At 70.6% G+C, this 20,562-nt stretch carries 23 protein-coding genes; 6 read left to right on the top strand and 17 right to left on the bottom strand.

Annotated elements, in window-relative coordinates:
• Positions 1-90: 90 nt before the first annotated feature.
• A complete protein-coding gene (locus KBX34_RS15965) occupies positions 91-1,008 on the top strand; it encodes a DMT family transporter (protein WP_374223689.1) in 918 nt (305 codons plus the stop codon).
• Here KBX34_RS15965 and KBX34_RS15960 read toward each other — a convergent pair.
• The 7 genes from KBX34_RS15960 to KBX34_RS15930 form a co-directional block, all read right to left on the bottom strand.
• Positions 971-1,894 carry a diacylglycerol kinase family protein gene (locus KBX34_RS15960; RefSeq protein WP_210925667.1) on the bottom strand — a complete coding sequence of 308 codons (924 nt, stop codon included), beginning with the start codon at positions 1,892-1,894 and terminating at the stop codon, positions 971-973. The two genes, KBX34_RS15965 and KBX34_RS15960, sit on opposite strands and share 38 nt — an antisense overlap.
• A 64-nt stretch (positions 1,895-1,958) precedes the next feature.
• A complete protein-coding gene (locus tag KBX34_RS15955) occupies positions 1,959-2,354 on the bottom strand; it encodes a DUF3592 domain-containing protein (protein WP_210793966.1) in 396 nt (131 codons plus the stop codon).
• A 116-nt stretch (positions 2,355-2,470) separates the two neighbouring features.
• Complete coding sequence (gene tatC / locus KBX34_RS15950) at positions 2,471-3,424, bottom strand: twin-arginine translocase subunit TatC (protein WP_088948124.1); 954 nt, start codon at positions 3,422-3,424, stop codon at positions 2,471-2,473.
• An 18-nt stretch (positions 3,425-3,442) separates the two neighbouring features.
• A complete protein-coding gene (tatA, locus tag KBX34_RS15945) occupies positions 3,443-3,757 on the bottom strand; it encodes a Sec-independent protein translocase subunit TatA (RefSeq protein WP_088948123.1) in 315 nt (104 codons plus the stop codon).
• A 157-nt stretch (positions 3,758-3,914) separates the two neighbouring features.
• On the bottom strand, positions 3,915-4,160 hold the full coding sequence (locus KBX34_RS15940) for a hypothetical protein (RefSeq protein ID WP_088948122.1): 246 nt from the start codon (positions 4,158-4,160) through the stop codon (positions 3,915-3,917).
• Between the two features lie 10 nt (positions 4,161-4,170).
• Positions 4,171-5,226, bottom strand: coding sequence for a YafY family protein (locus tag KBX34_RS15935; RefSeq protein WP_210793965.1), 1,056 nt, complete (start codon positions 5,224-5,226; stop codon positions 4,171-4,173).
• The gene (locus KBX34_RS15930) at positions 5,223-6,221 is read right to left on the bottom strand and encodes a YafY family protein (RefSeq protein ID WP_179779021.1); all 999 of its coding nucleotides are present in this window, start codon (positions 6,219-6,221) and stop codon (positions 5,223-5,225) included. Before KBX34_RS15930 ends, KBX34_RS15935 begins: the two co-directional genes overlap by 4 nt.
• 117 nt (positions 6,222-6,338) lie before the next feature.
• On the opposite strand from KBX34_RS15930, the gene KBX34_RS15925 reads away from it, so the two are divergent.
• On the top strand, positions 6,339-7,346 hold the full coding sequence (locus KBX34_RS15925; RefSeq protein ID WP_210925614.1) for a cation diffusion facilitator family transporter: 1,008 nt from the start codon (positions 6,339-6,341) through the stop codon (positions 7,344-7,346).
• Positions 7,347-7,407: 61 nt separating this feature from the next.
• Positions 7,408-8,493, top strand: a complete 1,086-nt coding sequence (locus KBX34_RS15920; protein WP_210793963.1) for a DUF3866 family protein — start codon at positions 7,408-7,410, stop codon at positions 8,491-8,493.
• A gap of 28 nt (positions 8,494-8,521) precedes the next feature.
• On the opposite strand, the gene KBX34_RS15915 is transcribed toward KBX34_RS15920, so the two are convergent.
• The 4 genes from KBX34_RS15915 to rfbA form a co-directional block, all read right to left on the bottom strand.
• A complete protein-coding gene (locus KBX34_RS15915) occupies positions 8,522-8,716 on the bottom strand; it encodes a hypothetical protein (protein ID WP_088948118.1) in 195 nt (64 codons plus the stop codon).
• Positions 8,717-8,817: 101 nt separating this feature from the next.
• Positions 8,818-10,176, bottom strand: coding sequence for a Pup--protein ligase (gene pafA, locus KBX34_RS15910; protein ID WP_210793962.1), 1,359 nt, complete (start codon positions 10,174-10,176; stop codon positions 8,818-8,820).
• Between the two features lie 68 nt (positions 10,177-10,244).
• Entirely contained in the window at positions 10,245-10,868 is a 624-nt protein-coding gene (gene rfbC, locus KBX34_RS15905) for a dTDP-4-dehydrorhamnose 3,5-epimerase (protein WP_210793961.1), read from the bottom strand.
• On the bottom strand, positions 10,865-11,755 hold the full coding sequence (gene rfbA / locus KBX34_RS15900; RefSeq protein ID WP_210793960.1) for a glucose-1-phosphate thymidylyltransferase RfbA: 891 nt from the start codon (positions 11,753-11,755) through the stop codon (positions 10,865-10,867). Before rfbA ends, rfbC begins: the two co-directional genes overlap by 4 nt.
• Before the next feature lie 87 nt (positions 11,756-11,842).
• Here rfbA and rfbB point away from each other — a divergent pair, with 87 nt between their 5' ends.
• Positions 11,843-12,844, top strand: a complete 1,002-nt coding sequence (gene rfbB, locus KBX34_RS15895) for a dTDP-glucose 4,6-dehydratase (protein WP_210795867.1) — start codon at positions 11,843-11,845, stop codon at positions 12,842-12,844.
• Positions 12,841-13,752, top strand: coding sequence for a dTDP-4-dehydrorhamnose reductase (gene rfbD, locus KBX34_RS15890; protein WP_210794090.1), 912 nt, complete (start codon positions 12,841-12,843; stop codon positions 13,750-13,752). Before rfbB ends, rfbD begins: the two co-directional genes overlap by 4 nt.
• Before the next feature lie 88 nt (positions 13,753-13,840).
• Here the strand turns inward: rfbD and prcA are convergent, their stop codons facing one another.
• The 6 genes from prcA to arc form a co-directional block, all read right to left on the bottom strand.
• Entirely contained in the window at positions 13,841-14,662 is an 822-nt protein-coding gene (prcA, locus tag KBX34_RS15885) for a proteasome subunit alpha (RefSeq protein ID WP_210794091.1), read from the bottom strand.
• 61 nt (positions 14,663-14,723) lie between these two features.
• Positions 14,724-15,563 (bottom strand): proteasome subunit beta, encoded by an 840-nt coding sequence (prcB, locus tag KBX34_RS15880; RefSeq protein ID WP_210925612.1) that lies wholly within the window; start codon positions 15,561-15,563, stop codon positions 14,724-14,726.
• On the bottom strand, positions 15,482-15,802 hold the full coding sequence (locus tag KBX34_RS33625) for an endonuclease VII domain-containing protein (protein WP_247668063.1): 321 nt from the start codon (positions 15,800-15,802) through the stop codon (positions 15,482-15,484). Before KBX34_RS33625 ends, prcB begins: the two co-directional genes overlap by 82 nt.
• Positions 15,803-16,074: 272 nt before the next feature.
• Positions 16,075-16,290, bottom strand: coding sequence for a ubiquitin-like protein Pup (locus KBX34_RS15870; RefSeq protein ID WP_088948111.1), 216 nt, complete (start codon positions 16,288-16,290; stop codon positions 16,075-16,077).
• Positions 16,291-16,394: 104 nt separating this feature from the next.
• Entirely contained in the window at positions 16,395-17,912 is a 1,518-nt protein-coding gene (dop, locus tag KBX34_RS15865; RefSeq protein ID WP_374223688.1) for a depupylase/deamidase Dop, read from the bottom strand.
• A 373-nt stretch (positions 17,913-18,285) separates the two neighbouring features.
• Positions 18,286-20,070: a proteasome ATPase gene (arc, locus tag KBX34_RS15860; RefSeq protein WP_088948109.1), complete on the bottom strand. Its 1,785-nt coding sequence runs from the start codon at positions 20,068-20,070 to the stop codon at positions 18,286-18,288.
• Positions 20,071-20,247: 177 nt separating this feature from the next.
• On the opposite strand from arc, the gene KBX34_RS15855 reads away from it, so the two are divergent.
• Positions 20,248-20,538 (top strand): ferredoxin, encoded by a 291-nt coding sequence (locus KBX34_RS15855; RefSeq protein WP_210925610.1) that lies wholly within the window; start codon positions 20,248-20,250, stop codon positions 20,536-20,538.
• Positions 20,539-20,562: the final 24 nt, after the last annotated feature.

Below are 20,562 nucleotides of genomic sequence, written 5' to 3'. Positions count from 1 at the left end.
CGGCCCAGCTTCGGCACGAGTCGCGGACGGGCTCGCCCTTGTCGGCCGGTGGACCCGCCGAAGGATGCCTGTAAGGGGCCGCCTACCGTCGTGCCCGTGACCGAGATCCTGCTGCCCACGCCACCACCGGCCGACGCACCACCGACCCGGCGCGGTGGCGTCGCCGCCGTGGGCCTGGTGCTCGGCGGGGCCCTCTCGGTGCAGTTCGGCTCCGCCGTGGCCGCGCTGCTCTTCCCGCGCACCGGGGTGGCCGGCGCCGTGACCCTGCGGTTGACGATCTCAGCGGTGCTGCTGCTCATCGTGTGCCGGCCCCGGCTGCGCGGCCACGACCGTTCGGCCTGGCTCGCGGCGGGCGCGTTCGGGTTGGCGCTCGCCGGCATGAACTCGCTCTTCTACCAGGCCATCGAACGCATCCCGCTGGGTCCGGCGGTGACGCTGGAGGTGCTCGGCCCGTTGGCGCTGTCGGTGTTCAGCGCCCGACGACTGGCCAGCTGGGGCTGGGCGGGGCTCGCGCTGGCCGGGGTGGCGCTGCTCGGCCAGGGCGGCTTCGACCGACTGGACCCGGTCGGCGTGGCCTTCGCGTTCGGCGCCGGCGCCATGTGGGCCGCGTACATCGTGCTGAGCGCGCGCGTCGGCAGCCGGTTCCCGGGCGCGGACGGGCTGGCCCTGGCACTGACCCTCGCCGCGCTGGTCACCCTGCCGCTGGGCATCGTCGACGGCGGCGCGGTGCTGCTCGACCCGCCGGTGCTGGCGCTGGGCACCGCCCTCGCGGTGCTCGCCTCGGGCCTGCCCTACACGCTGGAGCTGTTGGCGCTGCGGCGGATGCCCACCGCCACCTTCGCCGTGCTGATGAGCCTCGGGCCGGCCATCGCCACGCTCGCCGGGTGGTTGGTGCTGCGACAGGCCCTGACAGTGCTGGAGTGCGCCGCCATCGTGCTGGTCATCGCGGCCAGCATCGGGGCGGTACGGGTCAACGCAACAGTCGCAGGGCGCCCGGGACGGCGCTGATCGTCACCGGCAGGCCCAACGAACGTTCCCCGTCGGCGTACGTGGTGATGCCCTCGGCGCTCAACTCCACGGTGCGGGTGCGGAAGCTGCGCACGAGCGGGTGGCTGACGTGGGTGCCCTGGTAGATGCGCGGCTTCACCCGGATCAGGGTCCGCCGGTTGACCCGGCCCGCCACCACCACGTCGAGCAGCCCGTCGGTCGGGTCGGCGTCGGGGCAGATCCGCATCCCGCCGCCGTACGTCGGGCAGTTGCCCACCGCCACCAGCACCGCGTCCAACTCGTGCGGCACCCCGTCGAGGCGCAGCGTGTAGCGGCGGGGGCGCAGCCGGGCCAGCTCGACCAGGATCGCCAGGTCGTAGCGGCGGGGGCCCCGCGGCCAGCGCATCCGGTTGGCCCGCTCGTTGACGATCGCGTCGAACCCGGCCGCGAGGACCGCCCCGTACCAGCGCACGGTGCCGTCGAACCCGACCATCCGGGCGAGGTCCACGGCGCGGCTGCGGCCGTCGCGCAACGCCGACGCGATCACCTCCGACGCTGCGAGGGGGTCAGCCGGAAAACCCGTGTCCAGGGCGAAGTCGTTGCCGGTGCCGGCCGGGATCGGGCCGAACGGCACATCCGTGCCGGCGACCGCCTGCAACGCCCGGTGCACGGTTCCGTCCCCGCCGATCGCAACCAGCGCGCCCGCACCGTCGGCGACCGCTGCCCGGCACGCCGCCTCCGCCTCGGCCGGACCGGTCGCCGTCAGCAGCCGGATCGGTCGCCCGGCGGCGGCCAGCCCGTCCAGCAGCCGTGGCAGCAGAGCGCTGTAACGGCCTCGCCCAGCGGTCGAGTTGGCGAGCACGGCGACGGGGCCGTTCAGGTGATCTTCTGCGGTCACGGGCAGCACCGTAGCGGTCGGACGACGGCCGGCCAAGCCGCATTTCAGACGGCCCTGCACGGCGGAACGGTATTCACACCTGCCGTAAACCGAACAGGCCGAGGAAAGCGAACAACGCGCCCACTGCCAGCGGCAGACCGACCGTCACCAGGTGGTGCCTGAACGAGGCCAGTCTCGGGTCGTTCGGCCGCCCCGGCGGGTAGATCACCGGAACCTCCTGCCCGACGCGGTGGACACGGCCGCTGGATCGTATGGCGACAGTGAACTGGCGCTTGCGGCCGTTCTCGTCGACGAAGGCGATCACCGGTGCGTAGAGCGGGCCGTCGTCGACGGTCCTCTCGTGGCCTATCACTGTGCCGACAGATGCCACGCCGGTTCGGCGCAGCTTCCGGATCCCCCATGCCTGCACCACGCCGACGCACGCCAGGGACACACCTATGAGAATGGTGATGATGGCACCGGAGTTCATGGATGCATGATGCCCTTCGCCGCAACGGTCGTGCGACCCGGGCGTCAGTCCACAGGACCGGCAACGCCGTCCCCGCCAGGCGGGGACGGCGTTGGTGGACCCAGCACGCCGAGGCGTCAGGTCATGTCGTCGTAGCGACGCTCGATCGGTGCCGGCCTGGCGATCGGCTCGGGTACGCCGATCGGCGCTGTCGAGTCGACCCGCTGCCCGGCCACGACCGGGTCCTTGTCGAACTCCAACGGCGACACCTCGTCGTCGTCGATGCCCGCGTAGACCTCCTTGCCCCGCCCACGCCGCCGGTCGTTGATGAACGCGACCCCGACCGCACCGAAGTAGAGGGCGGAGAGGCAGAGCGCCAACGCGGTCATTCCGAACGGGTCCGGGGTGGGGGTGACCACCGCGGAGAACGCGAAGAACACGAAGATCGCCACCCGCCACCAGCTGAGCAGCCGCTTCGCGCTGGCGATGCCGACGAAGTTGAGCATCAGCACGATCAGCGGGAACTCGAACGCCACCCCGAACAGCAGGATCAGATTGGTGACGAACGAGATGTAGCGAGTGACTTCCAGCGTGGTCGAGATGTCATCGCCGGACACGTTCATCAGGAACTCGAGGCCTTTGGCGGTGACGAAGTACGCCAGCACCGCGCCGGCTGCGAAGAGCGGCGCCGCCAGGGCCGTGAAGGCATAGGCGTAGCGCCGCTCGTGCCGGTGCAGACCAGGCGCGATGAACGCCCAGAGCTGGTAGAGCCAGATCGGCGCCGCGATGATCAGGCCCACCCACAGGCCGATCTTCAGGTTCAGCAGGAACAGGTCCGCAGGACCGAGCTGAACGAACAGGCACTTGTCGGTGACCGGGTCGACCGACCCCGGCAGGTCGCAGTACGGCTTCGACAGCAACAACCGGACCGGCTCGGCCAGCCAGATACCGAAGCCGAAGCCGATCATGATCGCCAGCGACGCGCGGAACAGACGGTTACGCAGTTCGCGGACGTGCTCGATGAGCGTCATCGAGCCGTCGGCGGCCCGCTCGAACGCCTTTGGGCCGCGTTTACGCAGTGCGAAGGCCACGATGGTGGGGCCCTTCGGTCAGTTGTCGCGGACGCGGTGCACCGGGTCGACGACCGGCTGCTGCGTCGGCGCCTGCTGGTAGGGCGCCTGCTGCGGCTGCCCGGTGTACGGCGCCTGCTGCCCGGCGTGCGGCGGCAGCGGCTGGTAGCCGGACTGCGCGTCGGCCTTCTCGGCGAGGTCGCGGTCGTCGTCCTGCAGGCTCTTGGTCTCGGCCTTGATGATCCGCAGCGACCGACCCAGCGAACGGGCAGCGTCGGGGAGCCGCTTCGCACCGAAGAGCAGGATCAGCACAACCACGAGAACAGCGATGTGCCACGGCTTGAGGGCACCCATGAGAAGCTCCAGTCGGTCTGTGTCCGAGGGGTGGTACGCAGCCCATCGTACGTGCGGATCGGCCGCCCGCCACCCGCCGGGTGGTGATGGTCTGGCCCGGAGGGTGAAGTCTTGACCAACCCGGGATGATCCGTCAACAACCCGAACGACCGGTTGGTCAGCCGCGCTTGGCCTTGATCAGCGCGAGCCGCTGAGACGTGGTGTCGAGTTGGCGTTGCACACCCTCCGCGCGCTGCTGCAACGACTCGGCCGTCTCCCGTAGCGCCTCGGCCTCGGCGGCCCGCCGCTGCAACGCCACGGCGGCGCGCCGCAGCCCAGGCAGCCGGGTCAGCACCGGGCGCACGGCCAACGCGAGCGCCACGAGGGGAAGCAGCACCACCGCGAGCACGATCCAGATCAGCACGGCGGTCAGCCTACTGGGTGCGCCCGACCACCGCCGGGTCGCCCGACGGGGCGACCTCCGGGTCGGCCTCGGGCTGCCGGGGCGCGGCGGTCGGGGTGGGCACGGCGTACGCGTCCAGAGCGGCGGCCGCCGTCGCCCGCACCTGCTCGGCCAGCTCGACCGGGGCGACCACGGTGGCCTCCGGGCCGAGGCCCAGCACGAACCGGCGAGCCCACCCCAGGTCGGTGACCCGCAGCGACACCAGCCACTGGTCGCCGTCGCCGGCCTCGACGCGCTCGCACGGGTAGTACTCGGTGATCCACCGCTCGCTGCGGCCGATGCGCAGCGTGATCAGCGGCAGGTCGGGCGAGGGGCGGAAGACCCCCTCGGTGAGGTCGTGCGGAACGGCCTGCGGCGGCACGGTGGCCGGCTCGGCCAGCTCGGTGATCGCGTCGATCCGGTCGGCCCGGAACAGGCGGACCGCCTCCGCGCGCCGACACCACGCCTCCACGTACGCCCGGCCGCCGACCATCAACATCCGCAGCGGGTCGATGACGCGGTCGGTGGTCTCGTCCCGGGCAGCGGTGTAGTAGGTGATCCGCAGTGCCTTGCCGCCCTCGACGGCGGCGCGCAGCGCCTCGACCCGCCGGGTGTCGCCGGGCAGTCGGACCGCCACCGGCGCGCCCACCAGGTCCCCCGCGTCCTCGATCTTCGCCAGGGCCCGTTCGACGGCCTCCCGGTTGGCCACCCCGGGCGTCTCGGCGAGCATCCGCAACGCCACGACCAACGCGAGGGCCTCGTCCGGGGTGAGCCGCAGCGGCCGGTCGATGCCGGCGTCGTAGGTGATGGTCACCCGATCGCCGTCGAACGCCATGTCGATCAGGTCACCCGGGCCGTAACCGGGCAGCCCGCACACCCAGAGCAGCTCCAGGTCCTCCCGGAGCTGCCGCTCGGTGACGCCGAGGTCACCAGCCGCCTCGGCGATCTCGATGCCCGGTCGGGCCAGCAGGTAGGGCACCAGGTTGAGCAGGCGGGCCAGCCGGTCAGCGGACGCGCGGGAGCCGCCCCGGGCGGCCGGGCGGGTCACCGGGCACCCCCGCTGACAGCCAGCTCGTCGTGTCGGACGGCGATCTCCTTGAGTCGTTGGATGACGGCCTCGCGGACCTCCGGCGGGTCGAGCACCCGCACGTCCGGGCCGTAGCCGACGAGGTGGCCGGCCAGCCCGTCCGGGTCCGCGTACGGCAGGACCAGCCGGTCACCGTCCGGCCCGGCGGTCACCTCCACCGCCCAGCGGCGCAGCCCGGCGGCACGGCCCGGGGCGGCCAGCACGGTGGCCCGGCCGGTGCGCTCCACCGGACCCGACCAACGGGCCACGTGGCTGATCAGGTCGACGTTGGCCGGCGGCTCGTACGCGCCGGGCGCGCCGGTCACCCGGACCGTGCCGACGACGCGGGACAGCCGGAAACAGCGGGTCGCCGCCCGGTCCAGGTCGTGGCCGACCACATACCACCGGCCACGCCAGCAGACCACGCCCCACGGTTGCAGCCGACGCCGGCTGGGCGCGTCCCGGTCGGGCACCCGGTAGTCGAACCCGACCTCGCGGCGGTCCCGGGCGGCGGCGGTCAGCGGCGCGAACGCCGGGTCGACAGTGACCATCGGCTCCAGGCCGAGAGTGGCCTGCGGGTCCACGTCCACGCCGGCGGCACGCAGCTTGGCCAGCCCGGACGACGCGGCGGCGGCCAGCCCGGCGTGCTGCCAGAGCCGTGCGGCGATGCCGACAGCGGCGGCCTCGTCCGGCTCCAGGAGGATGTCGGGCAGCGCGTATTCGCGGTGGGCGATCCGGTAGCCGGGCTCGGCGTCGAAGGCGCTCGCCGTGCCGGTCTCCAGTGGCACACCCAGCTCACGCAGCTCGGCCTTGTCGCGCTCGAACTTGCGTTGGAACGCTTCGTGGTCGCGCGCGTCATCGGGATCATGCTCGTAGCCGGGCACGGTCGCGGCGATCTGCGCGGCGGTCAGGAACCGTCGCGTGGACAGCAGACAGATCACCAGGTTGACCAGGCGTTCGGTGCGGGTCCGCGACACGCGGTAGACGCTAGCAGTCGACACGCCCACGACGTGCACCCGCGCGGGCGTGCCGCACACTTGTTCGGATCGGGCCTCCCCCGGCGCGTTGCCGTCTCCGGTCATAGGGTGAGGCTCATGTCGCAAGCGGACGCCAGGCCCGAGAGCGAGAGCGTCGGCACGGTGATCGTCGCGGGTGTCGCCAACCTCGCCATCGCGATCGCCAAGCTGATCGCCGGGGTGATCTCCGGCTCGGCCGCCATGCTGTCCGAGGCGGCCCACTCGGTCGCCGACACCACCACCGAGGTGCTCCTCTACCAGGCTCTGCGCCGCGGTGCCCGGCCGGCGGACCAGCGGCGCCCCTTCGGGTACGGCAAGGAAAGCTACGTCTGGGCGTTCTTCGCGGCGATGTTCACCTTCGTCGCCGGCGCCGGCTTCGCCGTCACCCACGGCGTCACCACGATCCTGGTGCACGAGCACAGCGGCGACTACCTGGTCTCGTACATCGTCCTGGCGGTGTCGTTCGTCATCGAGTCGATCTCCCTGGCCCGGGCCGTGCGGCAGGTCCGCAGCGAGTCCCGGCGCTGGCAGACCACTCCACGACGCTTCCTGCGACTGACCGCCGACACCACCGTCAAGGCGGTCTTCCTGGAGGACAGCGCGGCCCTGATCGGTCTGCTGCTGGCCGGTGCCGGCGTCGGCCTGTCCCACGCCACCGGCGACGAGGTGTGGGACGGCGTCGCGTCGATCCTGATCGGGCTCCTGCTGCTGACGGTCGCCGGCATCCTCGCCGCCAACAACCTGTCGCTGCTGGTCGGTCGGGCCGTCCCGGAGCGGCTGCGTCACGAGATCGAGCAGGAGTTGACCGGGCTACCCGAGGTGGAGCGGATCGACACCCTGATGACCATGCAGCTCGGCCCGGACGACATCCTGGTCGCCGCCAAGGTCGACTTCAGCGACGAAGCCACCGGCGCGGCCATCGAGGCCGCCGCCGACGAGGCCGAACGGCGGCTCACCGGGCTGTACCCGGAGATCCGTTACGTGTTCCTCGACCCCACCCGCTCGTTGCCCGGCGCCACCGGCCGGGCCCGGCACACCCAGGCTGCGCCGGACCCGCGGGCCGACGACGGACCCGAGCGCCCCTGAACGAGCCGCACGGCAGCACCCGGGCGCGGGCCGCCGGGCCCGCGCGGCTAGCGTGCCCGTCATGGTGCGATGGCGTACGGGGACGGTGGCGACGCTGCGACGGCAGTGGACCGGGGCGGTGGAGCTGGACGTCGACCTGCCCGACGGCACGCGCATGCGGGCGCTGGCCTACCCCGAGTTGGTCGGCACACCGGAGCCCGGCGACCGGGTGCTGCTCAACGCCGGTGCGCTGCTGATGGGGTTGGGCACCGGCGGATACGCCCTGGTGGTGGCCCTGCCGGACCGGCTGCCGCCGGACCCGCCGGAGGTCGGCGACACCCGCGACGCCGGTCACCTGGTCAAGGCCCGCTACACGCCGTTGCAGCCGATCCTGCTCGGCGTGGACGAGGAGGCGTCCCCGCACCGCGACGTGCTGGCCGACGCGGACGACCTGGGCGGCCTGCCGGTGGTCACCGCCGACCTGCACTCGGCGCTGCCGGCGATCCTGGCCGGCATCCGGGCCGACGCGCCGCAGGCGCGGGTGGCGTACCTGCTCACCGATGGTGGGGCGCTGCCGGCGTGGTTCTCCCGCACCCTCGCCGGGCTGCGGACCGAACTGGCCGGCACGATCACCGTCGGGCAGGCCTTCGGCGGTGACCTGGAGGCCACCACCCTGCACGGCGGCCTGCTCGCCGCCCGGTACGTGCTGGGCGCCGACGTGGCCATCGTGGCCCAGGGGCCCGGCAATCTGGGCACCGGCACCCGCTGGGGGTTCTCCGGCGTCGCCGTCGGTGAGGCGGTCAACGCGATCGCCACGCTGGGCGGCCGGCCGGTCGGCTCGTTGCGCATCTCCGACGCCGACGCCCGCCCCCGACACCGGGGCGTGTCGCACCACAGCCTCACCGCGTACGGCCGGGTGGCTCTCGCCCCGGCGGAGCTGGTGGTGCCCGACGACCTGGCCCCGGCGCTGCTCGCGGAGGTGAACGCGTCGCTGGCCCCCCTGGCGGCCCGGCACCGGATCGTCCGGGTGCCCACCACCGGTCTCGACGCCGCGTTGCGGGCCAGCGCCGTGCCGCTGTCCACCATGGGCCGTGGCCTCGACGCCGATCACGCGTACTTCCTGGCAGCCGCCGCCGCCGGCCGGCACGCCGTCACCCTGCTGCCCTGACGAGCCTCGGGCGACGGGACGACGCCGCTCAGGCGAGGAAGATCAGCGCGAGCCAGCCGCCCACGATGAGCACCAGCGCCAAGGCCAGCACCCACGTCGGGACTGTGTATTCACCGCGCCGGTTTCGGTCGACCTCGGCGCGGATCTTCTCGCGTCGGCGTTCGACCCAGTTCTGCCGCTCGGTGCCGCGCTCGGAGCGGTCGGAAGGTCCAGAAGTCGTCATGGCGGACCCAGCTTAGCGGGCCCCCGCGCCGACAGCGCCGCGGAGCCCGCCCGGTAGGCCGACCCCGCCGGCGCACACCACCGCCGGGGTCGGCACACCGGTCACATGCTGGCGATCAGCCGCTCCACCCGCTCGTCGTACGCCCGGAACGGGTCCTTGCAGAGGACGGTGCGCTGCGCCTGGTCGTTGAGCTTCAGGTGCACCCAGTCGACGGTGAAGTCGCGCCGCTTCTCCTGGGCGTGCCGGATGAACTCGCCGCGCAGCCGGGCCCGCGTGGTCTGCGGCGGGGTTTCCTTCGCCTCGAAGATCTCCGGGTCGGTGGTCACCCGGTCGACCTCGCCGCGGCGCTCCAGCAGCCCGTAGAGGCCCCGACCGCGACGCACGTCGTGGTAGGCCAGATCCATCTGCGCCACCCGGGGGTGGGACAGCGGCAGGTCGTGCTTGCGCTGGTAACGCTCGATCAGCCGCAGCTTGCTGACCCAGTCGATCTCCCGGGAGACCGGCTCGAGGTCCCCGGATTCCACCGCGTTCAACACCCGGCCCCACAGCTCGACGACCCGCTTGGCGGCCTGGTCGCCGCCGCGGCGCTCGACGAACTCAGTGGCCTTGGCCAGGTATTCCTGCTGGATGTCCAGGGCGCTGACCTCCTTGCCGGAGGCCAGTCGCACCTTGCGCCGGCCGGTGATGTCGTGCGACACCTCCCGGATCGCCCGGATCGGATTCTCCAGGGAGAGGTCGCGCATCACCACCCCGGCCTCGATCATCCGCAGCACGATGTCGGCGGTGCCGACCTTGAGCAGCGTGGTGACCTCGTTCATGTTGGAGTCGCCGACGATCACGTGCAGCCGCCGGTAGCGCTCCGCGTCGGCATGCGGCTCGTCGCGGGTGTTGATGATCGGGCGGCTGCGGGTGGTCGCCGAGGAGACGCCCTCCCAGATGTGCTCGGCCCGCTGCGACAGGCAGTAGACCGCGCCGCGCGGCGTCTGCAGGACCTTACCGGCCCCGCAGATCAACTGCCGGGTGACCAGGAACGGGATGAGGACGTCGGCGAGCCGGCCGAACTCGCCGTGCCGGGAGACCAGGTAGTTCTCGTGGCAGCCGTACGAGTTGCCGGCCGAGTCGGTGTTGTTCTTGAACAGGTAGATCTCACCCGCGATGCCCTCATCGTGCAGACGCTTCTCCGCGTCGATGAGCAGGCCCTCCAGGATTCGCTCGCCGGCCCGGTCGTGTGCGACCAGATCGGTCACCGAGTCGCACTCCGGCGTGGCGTACTCCGGATGCGACCCGACGTCCAGGTAGAGCCGGGCCCCATTACGCAGGAAGACGTTGCTCGACCGACCCCAGGAGACCACGCGACGGAACAGATACCGCGCGACCTCGTCCGGGGACAGCCGCCGCTGCCCGCGATAGGTGCAGGTGACGCCGTACTCGGTCTCGAGGCCGAAGATTCGCCGCTCCATGGTGTGACATTAGCCGCCCGGAGGCCCCGTTCGTCACTGTCACACCACAGGTCGTGCCCCTGGGGCGGTCACATACCGGTTGAGTACGACATTCCGGCCGGCCTGAGGCTCGCCACGAACCGCCGGTAGCTGTCGTATTCCGGCAGCAGACCGCGCTCGCGGGCCTGGGCGAGGGTCGGCGCCGCGTCGTCGCGGGTGGACAGCAGCGGGACATCGGCGGGCCACTCGATGCCCAGCTCCTCGTCCAGCGGGTGCACCGCGTGCTCACCGGTCGGGTTGTAGGTGGTCGAGCAGAGGTAGCTCAGCGTCGCGTCGTCGGTCAGCGCGCAGAAACCGTGCCCCAGCCCTTCGCTGAGGTAGACCGCCCGACGGTCGGTGTCGTCCAGCCGGACGCCCTCCCAGCGGCCGAAGGTCGGCGAACCCACCCGCAGATCCACGATCACGTCGAGGACCGCGCCGCGCACACAGGTGACGTACTTGGCCTGCCCGGGCGGGACGTCGGCGAAGTGGATGCCACGGACCACGCCACGCGCGGAGACCGACAGGTTGGCCTGAGCCAGCCGCATCGGGTGGCCGACCGCCTCGGCGAGCTCGTCGAAGCGGTACCACTCCATGAACATGCCGCGCGGGTCGCCGTGCTGCTGGGGGGTGATCTCCCAGGCGCCCTCGATGCTCAACTCCCGGATCTTCACCACGCCACCCCGTGCTGGCCGTCCTGCTCGGCCAGCAGGCCGAGCAGGTAGTCGCCGTAGCCACTCTTGGTCAACGGCGTGGCGAGCGCGCGCAGCTGGTCGTCGTCGATGAGGCCGGCCCGCCAGGCCACCTCCTCGACACAACCGATCTTCAGTCCCTGCCGCTCCTCGACCACCCGCACGAACTCGGCTGCCTGCATCATCGAGGTGAACGTGCCGGTGTCCAGCCAGGCGGTGCCCCGATCCAGCACGGTCACCGACAGCTCGCCGGTCTCCCGGTACGCCTCGTTGACCGCCGTGATCTCCAGCTCGCCGCGGGCGCTCGGGGTGAGCTTGCGGGCGATGTCCACCACGCGGTTGTCGTAGAAGTACAGGCCGGGCACCGCGTACCGGGACTTCGGCCGGGCTGGCTTCTCCTCGATCGAGAGGACCCGGCCCGCGTCGTCGAAGTCGACCACGCCGTACTCCTGCGGGTTGGCCACCTGGTAGGCGAAGACCCGCCCGCCGACCAGGTCACCGTGCTCGGCGAGCTGCCGGCCCAGACCGACGCCGTGGAAGATGTTGTCGCCGAGGACCAGCGCCACCGACTCGTCGCCGATGAAGTCCGCACCGAGGATGAACGCCTGCGCGATGCCCTCCGGGCGTTCCTGGCTGACGTACTCCAGTCGCAGCCCGAACTGGCTGCCGTCGCCGAGCAGCCGACGGAACTGGTCCTGGTCGTCCGGCGTGGTGATCACCAGGATCTCCCGGACCCCGGACATCACCAAGGTCGAGAGCGGGTAATAGACCATCGGCTTGTCGAAGACCGGCATCAGCTGCTTCGAGACCGCCCGGGTGATCGGCCAGAGTCGCGATCCGGTGCCACCGGCAAGGAGGATTCCACGCACCGGCGAAGCCTACCGGCACGAATGCGGAACGTGCGCTGGGGCTGTATGGCCCCTCCTGCGCACACCTTGGCGTACACTTCCGGACCCGTGAGGATCCTCGTCACCGGCGGAGCCGGATTCATCGGGTCGGAGTACGTTCGCCTGCTGCTGGGCAAGCCCCTCGGCAGTGCCGACGGCGTGCCGCCGCTCGAGCCGGCGGTCGTGACCGTGCTCGACAAGCTGACCTACTCGGGCAACATGGCCAACCTCGACCCCGTCCGCGACGACCCGCGGCTACGGTTCGTCCAAGGCGACATCTGCGACCCGACCGTGGTCGACCAGGTCGTCGCCGACCACGACGTCATCGTGCACTTCGCCGCCGAGTCACACGTCGACCGTTCCATCGCCGGCGCCGCGCCGTTCGTCACCACCAACGTGCTGGGCACCCAGACCCTGCTCGACGCCGCCCTGCGCCACCACACCGGTCGCTTCGTGCACGTCTCCACCGACGAGGTCTACGGCTCCATCGACGAAGGCTCCTGGACCGAAACCTGGCCCCTCGCGCCGAACTCCCCCTACTCGGCGTCGAAAGCCGGCTCCGACCTGCTCGCCCTGGCCTACCACCGCACCCACGGCATGGACGTCGTCGTCACCCGCTGCTCCAACAACTACGGCCCCTACCAGTTCCCCGAGAAGGTCATCCCCCTGTTCGTCAGCAACCTGCTCGACGGCGCCACCGTCCCCCTCTACGGCGACGGCGCCAACATCCGCGACTGGCTACACGTCCACGACCACTGCCGCGGCATCGCCATGGTCCAGCAGAAAGGCCGCGCCGGCGAGGTCTACAACATCGGCGGCGGCACCGAACTGACCAACAAGGAACTCACCGGCCTCCTCCTCGAAGCCTGCGGCGCCGGCTGGGACCGCGTCGTCCCCGTCACCGACCGCAAGGGCCACGACCGCCGCTACTCCCTCGACATCACCAAGATCAGCGAAGAACTCGGCTACACCCCCAGCATCACCCTCGACCACGGCCTCGCCGACACCGTCGCCTGGTACCGCGACAACCGCACCTGGTGGGAACCCCTCAAGACCACACCCACCGCATGACCCGGCTACTCGTCACCGGCGCCGGCGGGATGCTCGGCCGGGACCTGGTCACCGTGCTGCGCACCCGGGCCGACCTCAAGGTGACCGCCGCCACCCGCGCCGAACTCGACGTCACCGACCCCATCGCCGTCCGGGGCGCGGTTGCCGACCACGACATCGTGATCAACACGGCAGCGTGGACCAACGTCGACGGCGCCGAGGCTGACGAGGCGGCAGCCACCGCCGTCAACGGCACGGGGGTGGCGAACCTCGCGGCGGCGTGTGCCGCCACGGGTGCTCGACTCATCCAGGTCTCCACCGACTACGTCCTCGCCGGTGACGCGCAAACCCCCTACCCCGAGGACGCGCCCACCGCACCGGTCAACGCGTACGGCCGCGGCAAGCTGGTCGGCGAGCACGCCGTCGCCCGGCTGCTACCCGACGCCGGGTACGTGGTCCGCACCGCCTGGCTGTACGGCGCACACGGAACGAACTTCGTGGCCACCATGCTCCGGCTCGCCACCCAGCGGGAGCACCTCGATGTGGTCGACGACCAGCACGGCCAGCCCACCTGGTCCTTCACCCTCGCCGAGCGGCTGGTCACGCTCGCCGACGCGGCGTTGGACGGTCAGGCGGCTCCCGGCATCTACCACGGCACCTGCTCCGGCCAGACCACCTGGTACGGGCTGGCTCGCGCCGCGTTCATGCTGGCCGGCCTGGACCCCGACCGCATCCGGCCCACCACCAGCGACCGGTATCCGCGTCCCGCCCCCCGGCCTGCGTACAGCGTGCTGGGGCACAGCCGCTGGGCAACCGCGGGTCTGCCGCCGCTTCCGGATTGGCACGACGCCCTGGTTGACGCGTTCGACTCCCCCGATCCACCCGCCCCGTGGAAGGTCGCACGAAGCTCACCCTCGTCACCGGCCTGATCGGTCTGCCGCTGCTCGCCACCATCGTCGAGTTGCACACCAGCGCCGGGAACCGCGAAGGCGGTCCCCGGCGCTGTGCGTCACACGATCAGAGGTCCGCCTGACCCGGCCGATCCTCCAGGTCCGCGGAGCCCGCAGAGCTGGTCGGCTTACCGGCCTCACCGGTCGGCACGATCGGCGTGTCCCGCTCGTCGCTGGCCGGCGCCGCAGCCTCACCGTTCAACAGCCCCGTCAGCGGTGCACCGGTGATCCGGCGGAACGTCCGGCCGACCCGCTGACGGTCCAGCACCGCAACCTCAAGCTGGTTGGCGGCGATCGTCCGGGCAGCGCCGCCCTCCCCACCAACCGTGCTCAGCGCCTGAACCGCGACCTTCACCGCCTCAGAGAGCGACATGTCCGCCCGGTGGTTGGACTTCAGCACGCCGGTGATCGCCTCGGCCTGGCCGCCCATGGCCATCCGCCCCGGCTCGTCATTGACCGAGCCGTCGTACGTCAGCCGGTAGAGCTCGTCGTCGTCCGGAGTGGCACCGACCTCCGCCACGCAGATCTCCACCTCGAACGGCTTCGACTGCTCGGTGAAGATCGCACCGAGCGTCTGCGCGAACGCGTTGGCAAGTGCCCGGCCGGTGACATCGCGCCGGTCGTAGCTCAGCCCGTTCAGGTCGGCCATCCGCACACCGGCCCGGCGCAGATTCTCGAACTCGTTGTAGCGGCCGACAGCGGCGAAGCCGATCCGGTCGTAGATCTCGCTGACCTTGTGCAGGGCGCTGGAGAGGTTCTCCGCGACGAAGAGCACCCCGCCGGAGTAGCTGAGGACCACCGCGCTGCGACCCCGAGCGATGCCCTTGCGGGCCAACTCGGAGCGGTCGCGCATGATCTGTTCGGGCGAAGCGTAGAACTGCATGGCCACGGCGGCGGTTCTCCTTACGGCGCTGTGCTGACGACTGCTGGCAGGTGGGCGTGGACGAGACTCAGCCGCCCGGGTTCTCCATCCGACCGGCGACAACGCCCTCGGCGATCGTCGCCGTCTCGGCGTCGGTGAGCCGGTAGGTGCCCTCGGCGGTAGCGGTCATCACCACCGGATAGATCCGGCGGGTCAGATCCGGGCCGCCGGTCGCGGTGTCGTCGTCGGCTGCGTCGTAGAGCGCCTCCACCGCGAGCCTGGTCGCGTCCTCGACCGACACACCAGCCCGGAAGCGCTTCTTCAGCGCCGACTTGGCGAAGAGCGAGCCGGAGCCGATCGCGTCGTAACCGGTCTCCTCGTACGGGCCACCGGTCACGTCGAAGCTGAAGATCCGGCCGGCCCTCGACGGGTCGGCGGCGGCCAGGTCGAAGCCGGCGAAGAGCGGCACCACGGCGAGCCCCTGCATGGCCGCACCCAGGTTGCCCCGGATCATCGAGGCCAACCGGTTGGCCTTGCCGTCGAGCGAGAGCATCGCGCCCTCGATCTTCTCGTAGTGCTCCAACTCCACCTGGAACAGTCGCATCAGCTCGATCCCGATGCCCGCGGTGCCCGCGATGCCGACCAGCGAGTACGCGTCGGCGGGGTGCACCTTCTCGATGTCACGCTGGGCGATCAGGTTGCCCATGGTCGCCCGTCGGTCGCCGGCCATCACCACGCCCTCCGCAGCCGCGACGGCCACGATGGTCGTCGCGTGTGGTGCCAGGTCGGCGGCCATGCCCGGCGGCAGCGGTCGCCGGCCGGGCAGCATCTCGGGGGCCACCCGGCTCAGAAACGTGGTGAAGGAGGACGTCCCCGCGTTGGTGAACACATCTGGTAGACGCCCGGATGGATCAAAGCCCGCTGCCACGTGGTTCCTCTCAGGTACGTGATCGCCCTGGCCAGCCTCATGGGACTGTCACGGAACTGGCCAAGACCACCGTTGCAGTTGAAGCAGAGTATCCCGCCCGCCCATCCGGTGCGATGATCGTGGTCCAGATGTTGCGGGTCGGCGCCGCCGCAGATCGCGCAGACCCCGCCCTGCCCGGCCAGGAGCTCGGGAAACTCCCTCTCCCCGCCGCCGCCGGTGGTACTCGCGGAACCCGCCATGCAGTCGGAGCTTGCTCTCCCTGCCCATCTTGTGGTGGCAAGGCTTGCAGTATCGGCCGTAACCCCCACGACCGGAGCGGTTCCGCGGAAAGTCGGCAAGGGGCTTGGTGGCATCACAGTCCGGGCGTCGCCGGTGGCCATCCGGTGCCGCGTCCGGCCGCGTGCTGGTGGCGCAACTGATCGAGGGGCAGCCACTCGCCGCAGTCGCGGCAACGGCGGTGGCCATCTCGGCTATCGAGAGGACGAGCATGCCCGATTTATCCAGACATGCTCTATTCGCCCCCTTTTTGCACGTATCCCCTCACGAACTCCTCTGCGTTCTCTTCGAGGACGGAGTCGATCTCGTCGAGGAGGTCGTCGACATCCTCGGTGATCTCGGCGTGCCGCTCGGCCACCTCAGGGTTGGCCTCGGTGGTGACGTCCTCGATTTCCTCGCCCTGACGGGACTTGCCGGACTGCGACTGGCCGCCGCTGTCATGAGTGGCCACTGCTGCCTCCTCCACGATCGTCTGCGATGAACTTACCTCGCGCGGGCGACGAAAAGCCCGCCGCGCGCCGGCTTGCGGCACACGACGGGCATCCGGACGCGTGTTCAGCCCCCGGTCAACGTCTCCAGCAGGTCCTTGGCGCTAGCGCAGCGGTCGAACAAGGCGCCGACGTGCGCGCGAGTGCCCCGCTCCGGCTCCATCATCGGGACCCGGACCAGCGACTCCCGGCCCACGTCGAAGATAACCGAGTCCCAGCTCGCGGCGACCACCTCGGAGGCGTACTGGGCCAGGCAGCGGCCACGGAAGTAGGCCCGGGTGTCCTCCGGCGGCTCCGTCATTGCGGAGCGGGTCTCGTCGTCGGTGAGCAACGTCTTCATCGCCCCCCGGCTGACCAGGCGGTGGTAGAGCCCCTTCTCCGGCCGGACGTCGGAGTATTGAAGGTCGACCAGCTGGAGCTTGTGTGAGCCCCAGGCGAGCTTCTCCCGCTCCCGGTAACCCTCCAGCAGCCGCAGCTTGGCCACCCAGTCCAACTCGTCGGCGCAGAGCATCGGATCCCGGCCCAGCCGGTCCAAGACGCTCTCCCAGCGGTCGAGTACGTCGACGGTCTGCTCGTCGGCATCGGTGCCGTACCGGTCGTCGACAAAGGACCGGACCCGCTCCAGGTAGGCCCATTGCAGGTCCAGGGCGGTGAGCCGGCGGCCGTCGCGCAGCCGCATGCGGTGCGTCAGGGTGGGGTCGTGGCTGACGGCGCGCAGCTCGCTGACCGGGTCGGCGACGCCGAGATCGGCCCCGAGCGCCTTCTCCTCGATCATGGTGAGGATCAGCGCGGTGGTGCCGACCTTGAGGTAGGTGGAGATCTCGGAGAGGTTGGCGTCGCCGATGATGACGTGCAGCCGGCGGTATTTGTCGGCGTCGGCGTGCGGCTCGTCGCGGGTGTTGATGATCGGCCGCTTGAGCGTCGTCTCCAGGCCTACCTCGACCTCGAAGAAGTCAGCGCGCTGGGAGATCTGGAAACCGTTCTGCCCGCCGTCCTGGCCGATGCCGACCCGGCCGGCGCCGCAGACGATCTGGCGGGTGACGAAGAACGGCGTCAGGTAAGCCACGATGTCGGCGAACGGGGTCTGCCGACGCATCAGGTAGTTCTCGTGGGCGCCGTAGCTGGCGCCCTTGTTGTCGGTGTTGTTCTTGTAGAGCTGGATCGGCTGGCTGCCCGGGATCGTGGCGGCCCGGCGGGACGCCTCGGCCATCACCCGCTCGCCGGCCTTGTCCCAGCGCACCACGTCCCGAGGGGTGGTGACCTCCGGGGTGGAGTATTCCGGGTGGGCGTGGTCGACGTAGAGCCGTGCACCATTGGTGAGTATCACGTTGGCCAGGCCGAGGTCCTCGTCGGCCAACGCCTCGGCCGGGTCGTAGGCGGCCCCGGAGTAGGTGAAGCCGCGGGCGTCGCGCAGTGGCGACTCTTCCTCGTAGTCCCAACGGGCCCGCCCGCCCCGGTTGAGTTCTGGACGTGCGCCATATGCATTGACCACCTGCGATGAGGTGACCATCGGGTTGGCTCCGGCCTGCCCGGGCACGGAGATGCCGTACTCGATTTCGGTGCCCATGATCCGACGTACCGTCATGCGACCACTCGCTTCGCTCGCCCACGGAGCCGGCGTGCCCGCCGCTCACACCATCGAGACTAGTCTGCGCGGTGGCCTACCGCCCGTCGCTGTCGGTCGGCGCGGCGTGACTACCGGGCTTTGGCGGGTTTGAGTGGCACCACAGTCAGGCCCGCCCGGAGGCACGGGTGCACCGTGCGGATCCGGTCGATGGGCGGCCGGGTCGGCCACGATGGGCCGGCTACGACGCAGGCTTTCCTCGGGCCGAACGGGCTCGCCGACGATAGCGACGTAGCTGTGCCGGGCCGGACCACCGGGGAAGCAGCGAAGCGGCGTCTCGCGGTGGGACGCACACAGCGGCGGCACCGGACGGGTCCGGTGCCGCCGCTGGCGGTCAGAGGTACTGGCCGGTGTTGCTGGCGGTCTCGATGGACCGACCGGCCTCGGCGCCCTTGCCTCCGGAGACGAGCGTGCGGATGTAGACGATCCGCTCGCCCTTCTTGCCGGAGATGCGGGCCCAGTCGTCGGGGTTGGTGGTGTTGGGGAGATCCTCGTTCTCGCGGAACTCGTCGACGCAGGCGTCGAGCAGGTGCTGCAGGCGCAGCCCCTTGCGGCCGGACGTGAGGAACTCCTTGATGGCCATCTTCTTGCTCCGGTCGACGATGTTCTGGATCATCGCGCCGGAGTTGAAGTCCTTGAAGTAGAGGACTTCCTTGTCACCGTTGGCGTAGGTGACCTCGAGGAAGCGGTTCTCCTCGGTTTCGGAGTACATCCGCAGCACCACGGCGTCGATCATGGCCGCCACGGTGGCCTGGGCGTCGGCCCCGTGCTCGGCCAGGTCGTCCGGGTGCAGGGGCAGCCCGGAGAGGATGTACTTGGAGAAGATGTCCTTGGCCGCTTCGGCGTCCGGTCGCTCGATCTTGATTTTCACGTCGAGCCGACCGGGGCGCAGGATCGCCGGGTCGATCATGTCTTCCCGGTTGGAGGCGCCGATGACGATGACGTTCTCCAGGCCCTCCACGCCGTCGATCTCGCTGAGCAGCTGCGGGACGATGGTGTTCTCCACGTCGGAGGAGACACCGGAGCCGCGGGTCCGGAAGATCGAGTCCATCTCGTCGAAGAACACGATCACCGGGGTGCCCTCGCCGGCCTTCTCCCGTGCCCGCTGGAAGATCAGCCGAATGTGCCGCTCGGTCTCGCCGACGTACTTGTTGAGCAGCTCAGGGCCCTTGATGTTGAGGAAGAAGCTGGTGTGCTTCTCCTTGCCCTGCCGTTCGGCGATCTTCTTGGCCAGCGAGTTGGCCACCGCCTTGGCGATGAGCGTCTTGCCACAGCCGGGCGGGCCGTAGAGCAGGATGCCCTTGGGCGGGCGGAGCTGGTGCTCACGGAACAGGTCCGCGTGCAGGAAGGGAAGCTCCACCGCGTCGCGGATCTGCTCGATCTGCGACTGAAGGCCACCGATGTCGCCGTAGTCGACGTCGGGCACCTCCTCCAGGACCAGCTCCTCGACCTCGCTCTTCGGGATCCGCTCGTACGCGTAGGCCGAGCGGGGCTCGATCATGAGCGAGTCGCCGGCCCGGATCGCCGAGCCGATGAGTGTCTCGGCGAGGTGCACGATGCGCTCCTCGTCGGAGTGGGAGACCACCAGCGCCCGGTCGCCCGGCCCGCCGTTCGGCCCCTCCAGGATCTCCTTGAGCATCACCACCTCACCGACCCGCTCGTAGCCGAACGCGTCGACGATGTTGAGCGCGTCGTTGAGCAGGACCTCCTGGCCACGGCGCAGGTCACCCACCTCGAGCGAGGGCGAGACCGCGACCCGTAGCTTGCGGCCACCGGTGAAGACGTCCACCGTGCCGTCCTCGTGCTTGGCCAGGAAGACGCCGTACCCGCTCGGCGGTTGCGCGAGCCGGTCGATCTCCTCCTTGAGCGTCACGATCTGCGTGCGAGCTTCCTTGAGGGTGCTCACCAGCCGGTCGTTGTTCTCGGTCAGCCGCGCCAACTGTGCCTGGGTGGCCGCCAGCCGCTCTTCGAGCTGCCGGACGTGTCGGGGGCTTTCGGTCAACTTGCGCCGCACCAGAGCGAGTTCCTCCTGAAGGAACGCGACCTGCGTGGAGAGATCGTGGGCTTCCTTCTCCCACCGTGCGGCGCGCGAGTCCGCGTCGTCGCTGCGTGCTGCCACGTCCCACCTCCCCGGGGGGCTTGAACGTTCTGCCCTAACACTAGCCGCTATGAGGCCGATTCGGTCCCACGCAACACCCTCGTCACCGAACCTTGATCGCCAAGGGTGGCCTGACGGGCCGTTACCGGCGTTCGGGTACCGTCGAAGCGTAGGACGGGAGAACATGGGGGGTGCACCGTGGCCGAGGTCGCGACCGATCAGCTGCAGGTCTGGGTGGACCAGGATCTCTGCACAGGCGACGGGCTCTGCGTGCAGTACGCGCCAGAGGTTTTCGAGTTCGACATCGACGGTCTCGCCTACGTCAAGGGCGCCGACGGTGAGCTGCGGATGGCGGCGGGCAGCCGCGTCGACGTGCCGGAGCACCTGCGACTCGAGGTGATCGACTCCGCGAAGGAATGCCCCGGCGACTGCATCCACGTGGTGCGCGGCGACGGTGTCGAGGTCGCCGGCCCGGACGCCGAGGACTGAGCGACCCACCGGCCGGGCCGCAGG

This window comes from Micromonospora sp. M61 (assembly GCF_018070245.1).
GTDB lineage: Bacteria > Actinomycetota > Actinomycetes > Mycobacteriales > Micromonosporaceae > Micromonospora > Micromonospora zamorensis.
This window is presented reverse-complemented; position numbering and strand designations above follow the sequence as displayed.

What these genes read in the sequence shown, in the direction of transcription:
- pafA (WP_210793962.1), bottom strand. Translation starts at nt 10,176, where the DNA reads ATGGAGCGGCGAATCTTCGGCCTCGAGACCGAGTACGGCGTCACCTGC.
- KBX34_RS15915 (WP_088948118.1), bottom strand. Translation starts at nt 8,716, where the DNA reads ATGACGACTTCTGGACCTTCCGACCGCTCCGAGCGCGGCACCGAGCGG.
- rfbD (WP_210794090.1), top strand. Translation starts at nt 12,841, where the DNA reads ATGACCCGGCTACTCGTCACCGGCGCCGGCGGGATGCTCGGCCGGGAC.
- dop (WP_374223688.1), bottom strand. Translation starts at nt 17,912, where the DNA reads ATGACGGTACGTCGGATCATGGGCACCGAAATCGAGTACGGCATCTCC.
- tatA (WP_088948123.1), bottom strand. Translation starts at nt 3,757, where the DNA reads ATGGGTGCCCTCAAGCCGTGGCACATCGCTGTTCTCGTGGTTGTGCTG.
- KBX34_RS15955 (WP_210793966.1), bottom strand. Translation starts at nt 2,354, where the DNA reads ATGAACTCCGGTGCCATCATCACCATTCTCATAGGTGTGTCCCTGGCG.
- KBX34_RS15920 (WP_210793963.1), top strand. Translation starts at nt 7,408, where the DNA reads ATGGTGCGATGGCGTACGGGGACGGTGGCGACGCTGCGACGGCAGTGG.
- KBX34_RS15925 (WP_210925614.1), top strand. Translation starts at nt 6,339, where the DNA reads ATGTCGCAAGCGGACGCCAGGCCCGAGAGCGAGAGCGTCGGCACGGTG.
- KBX34_RS33625 (WP_247668063.1), bottom strand. Translation starts at nt 15,802, where the DNA reads ATGGCGGGTTCCGCGAGTACCACCGGCGGCGGCGGGGAGAGGGAGTTT.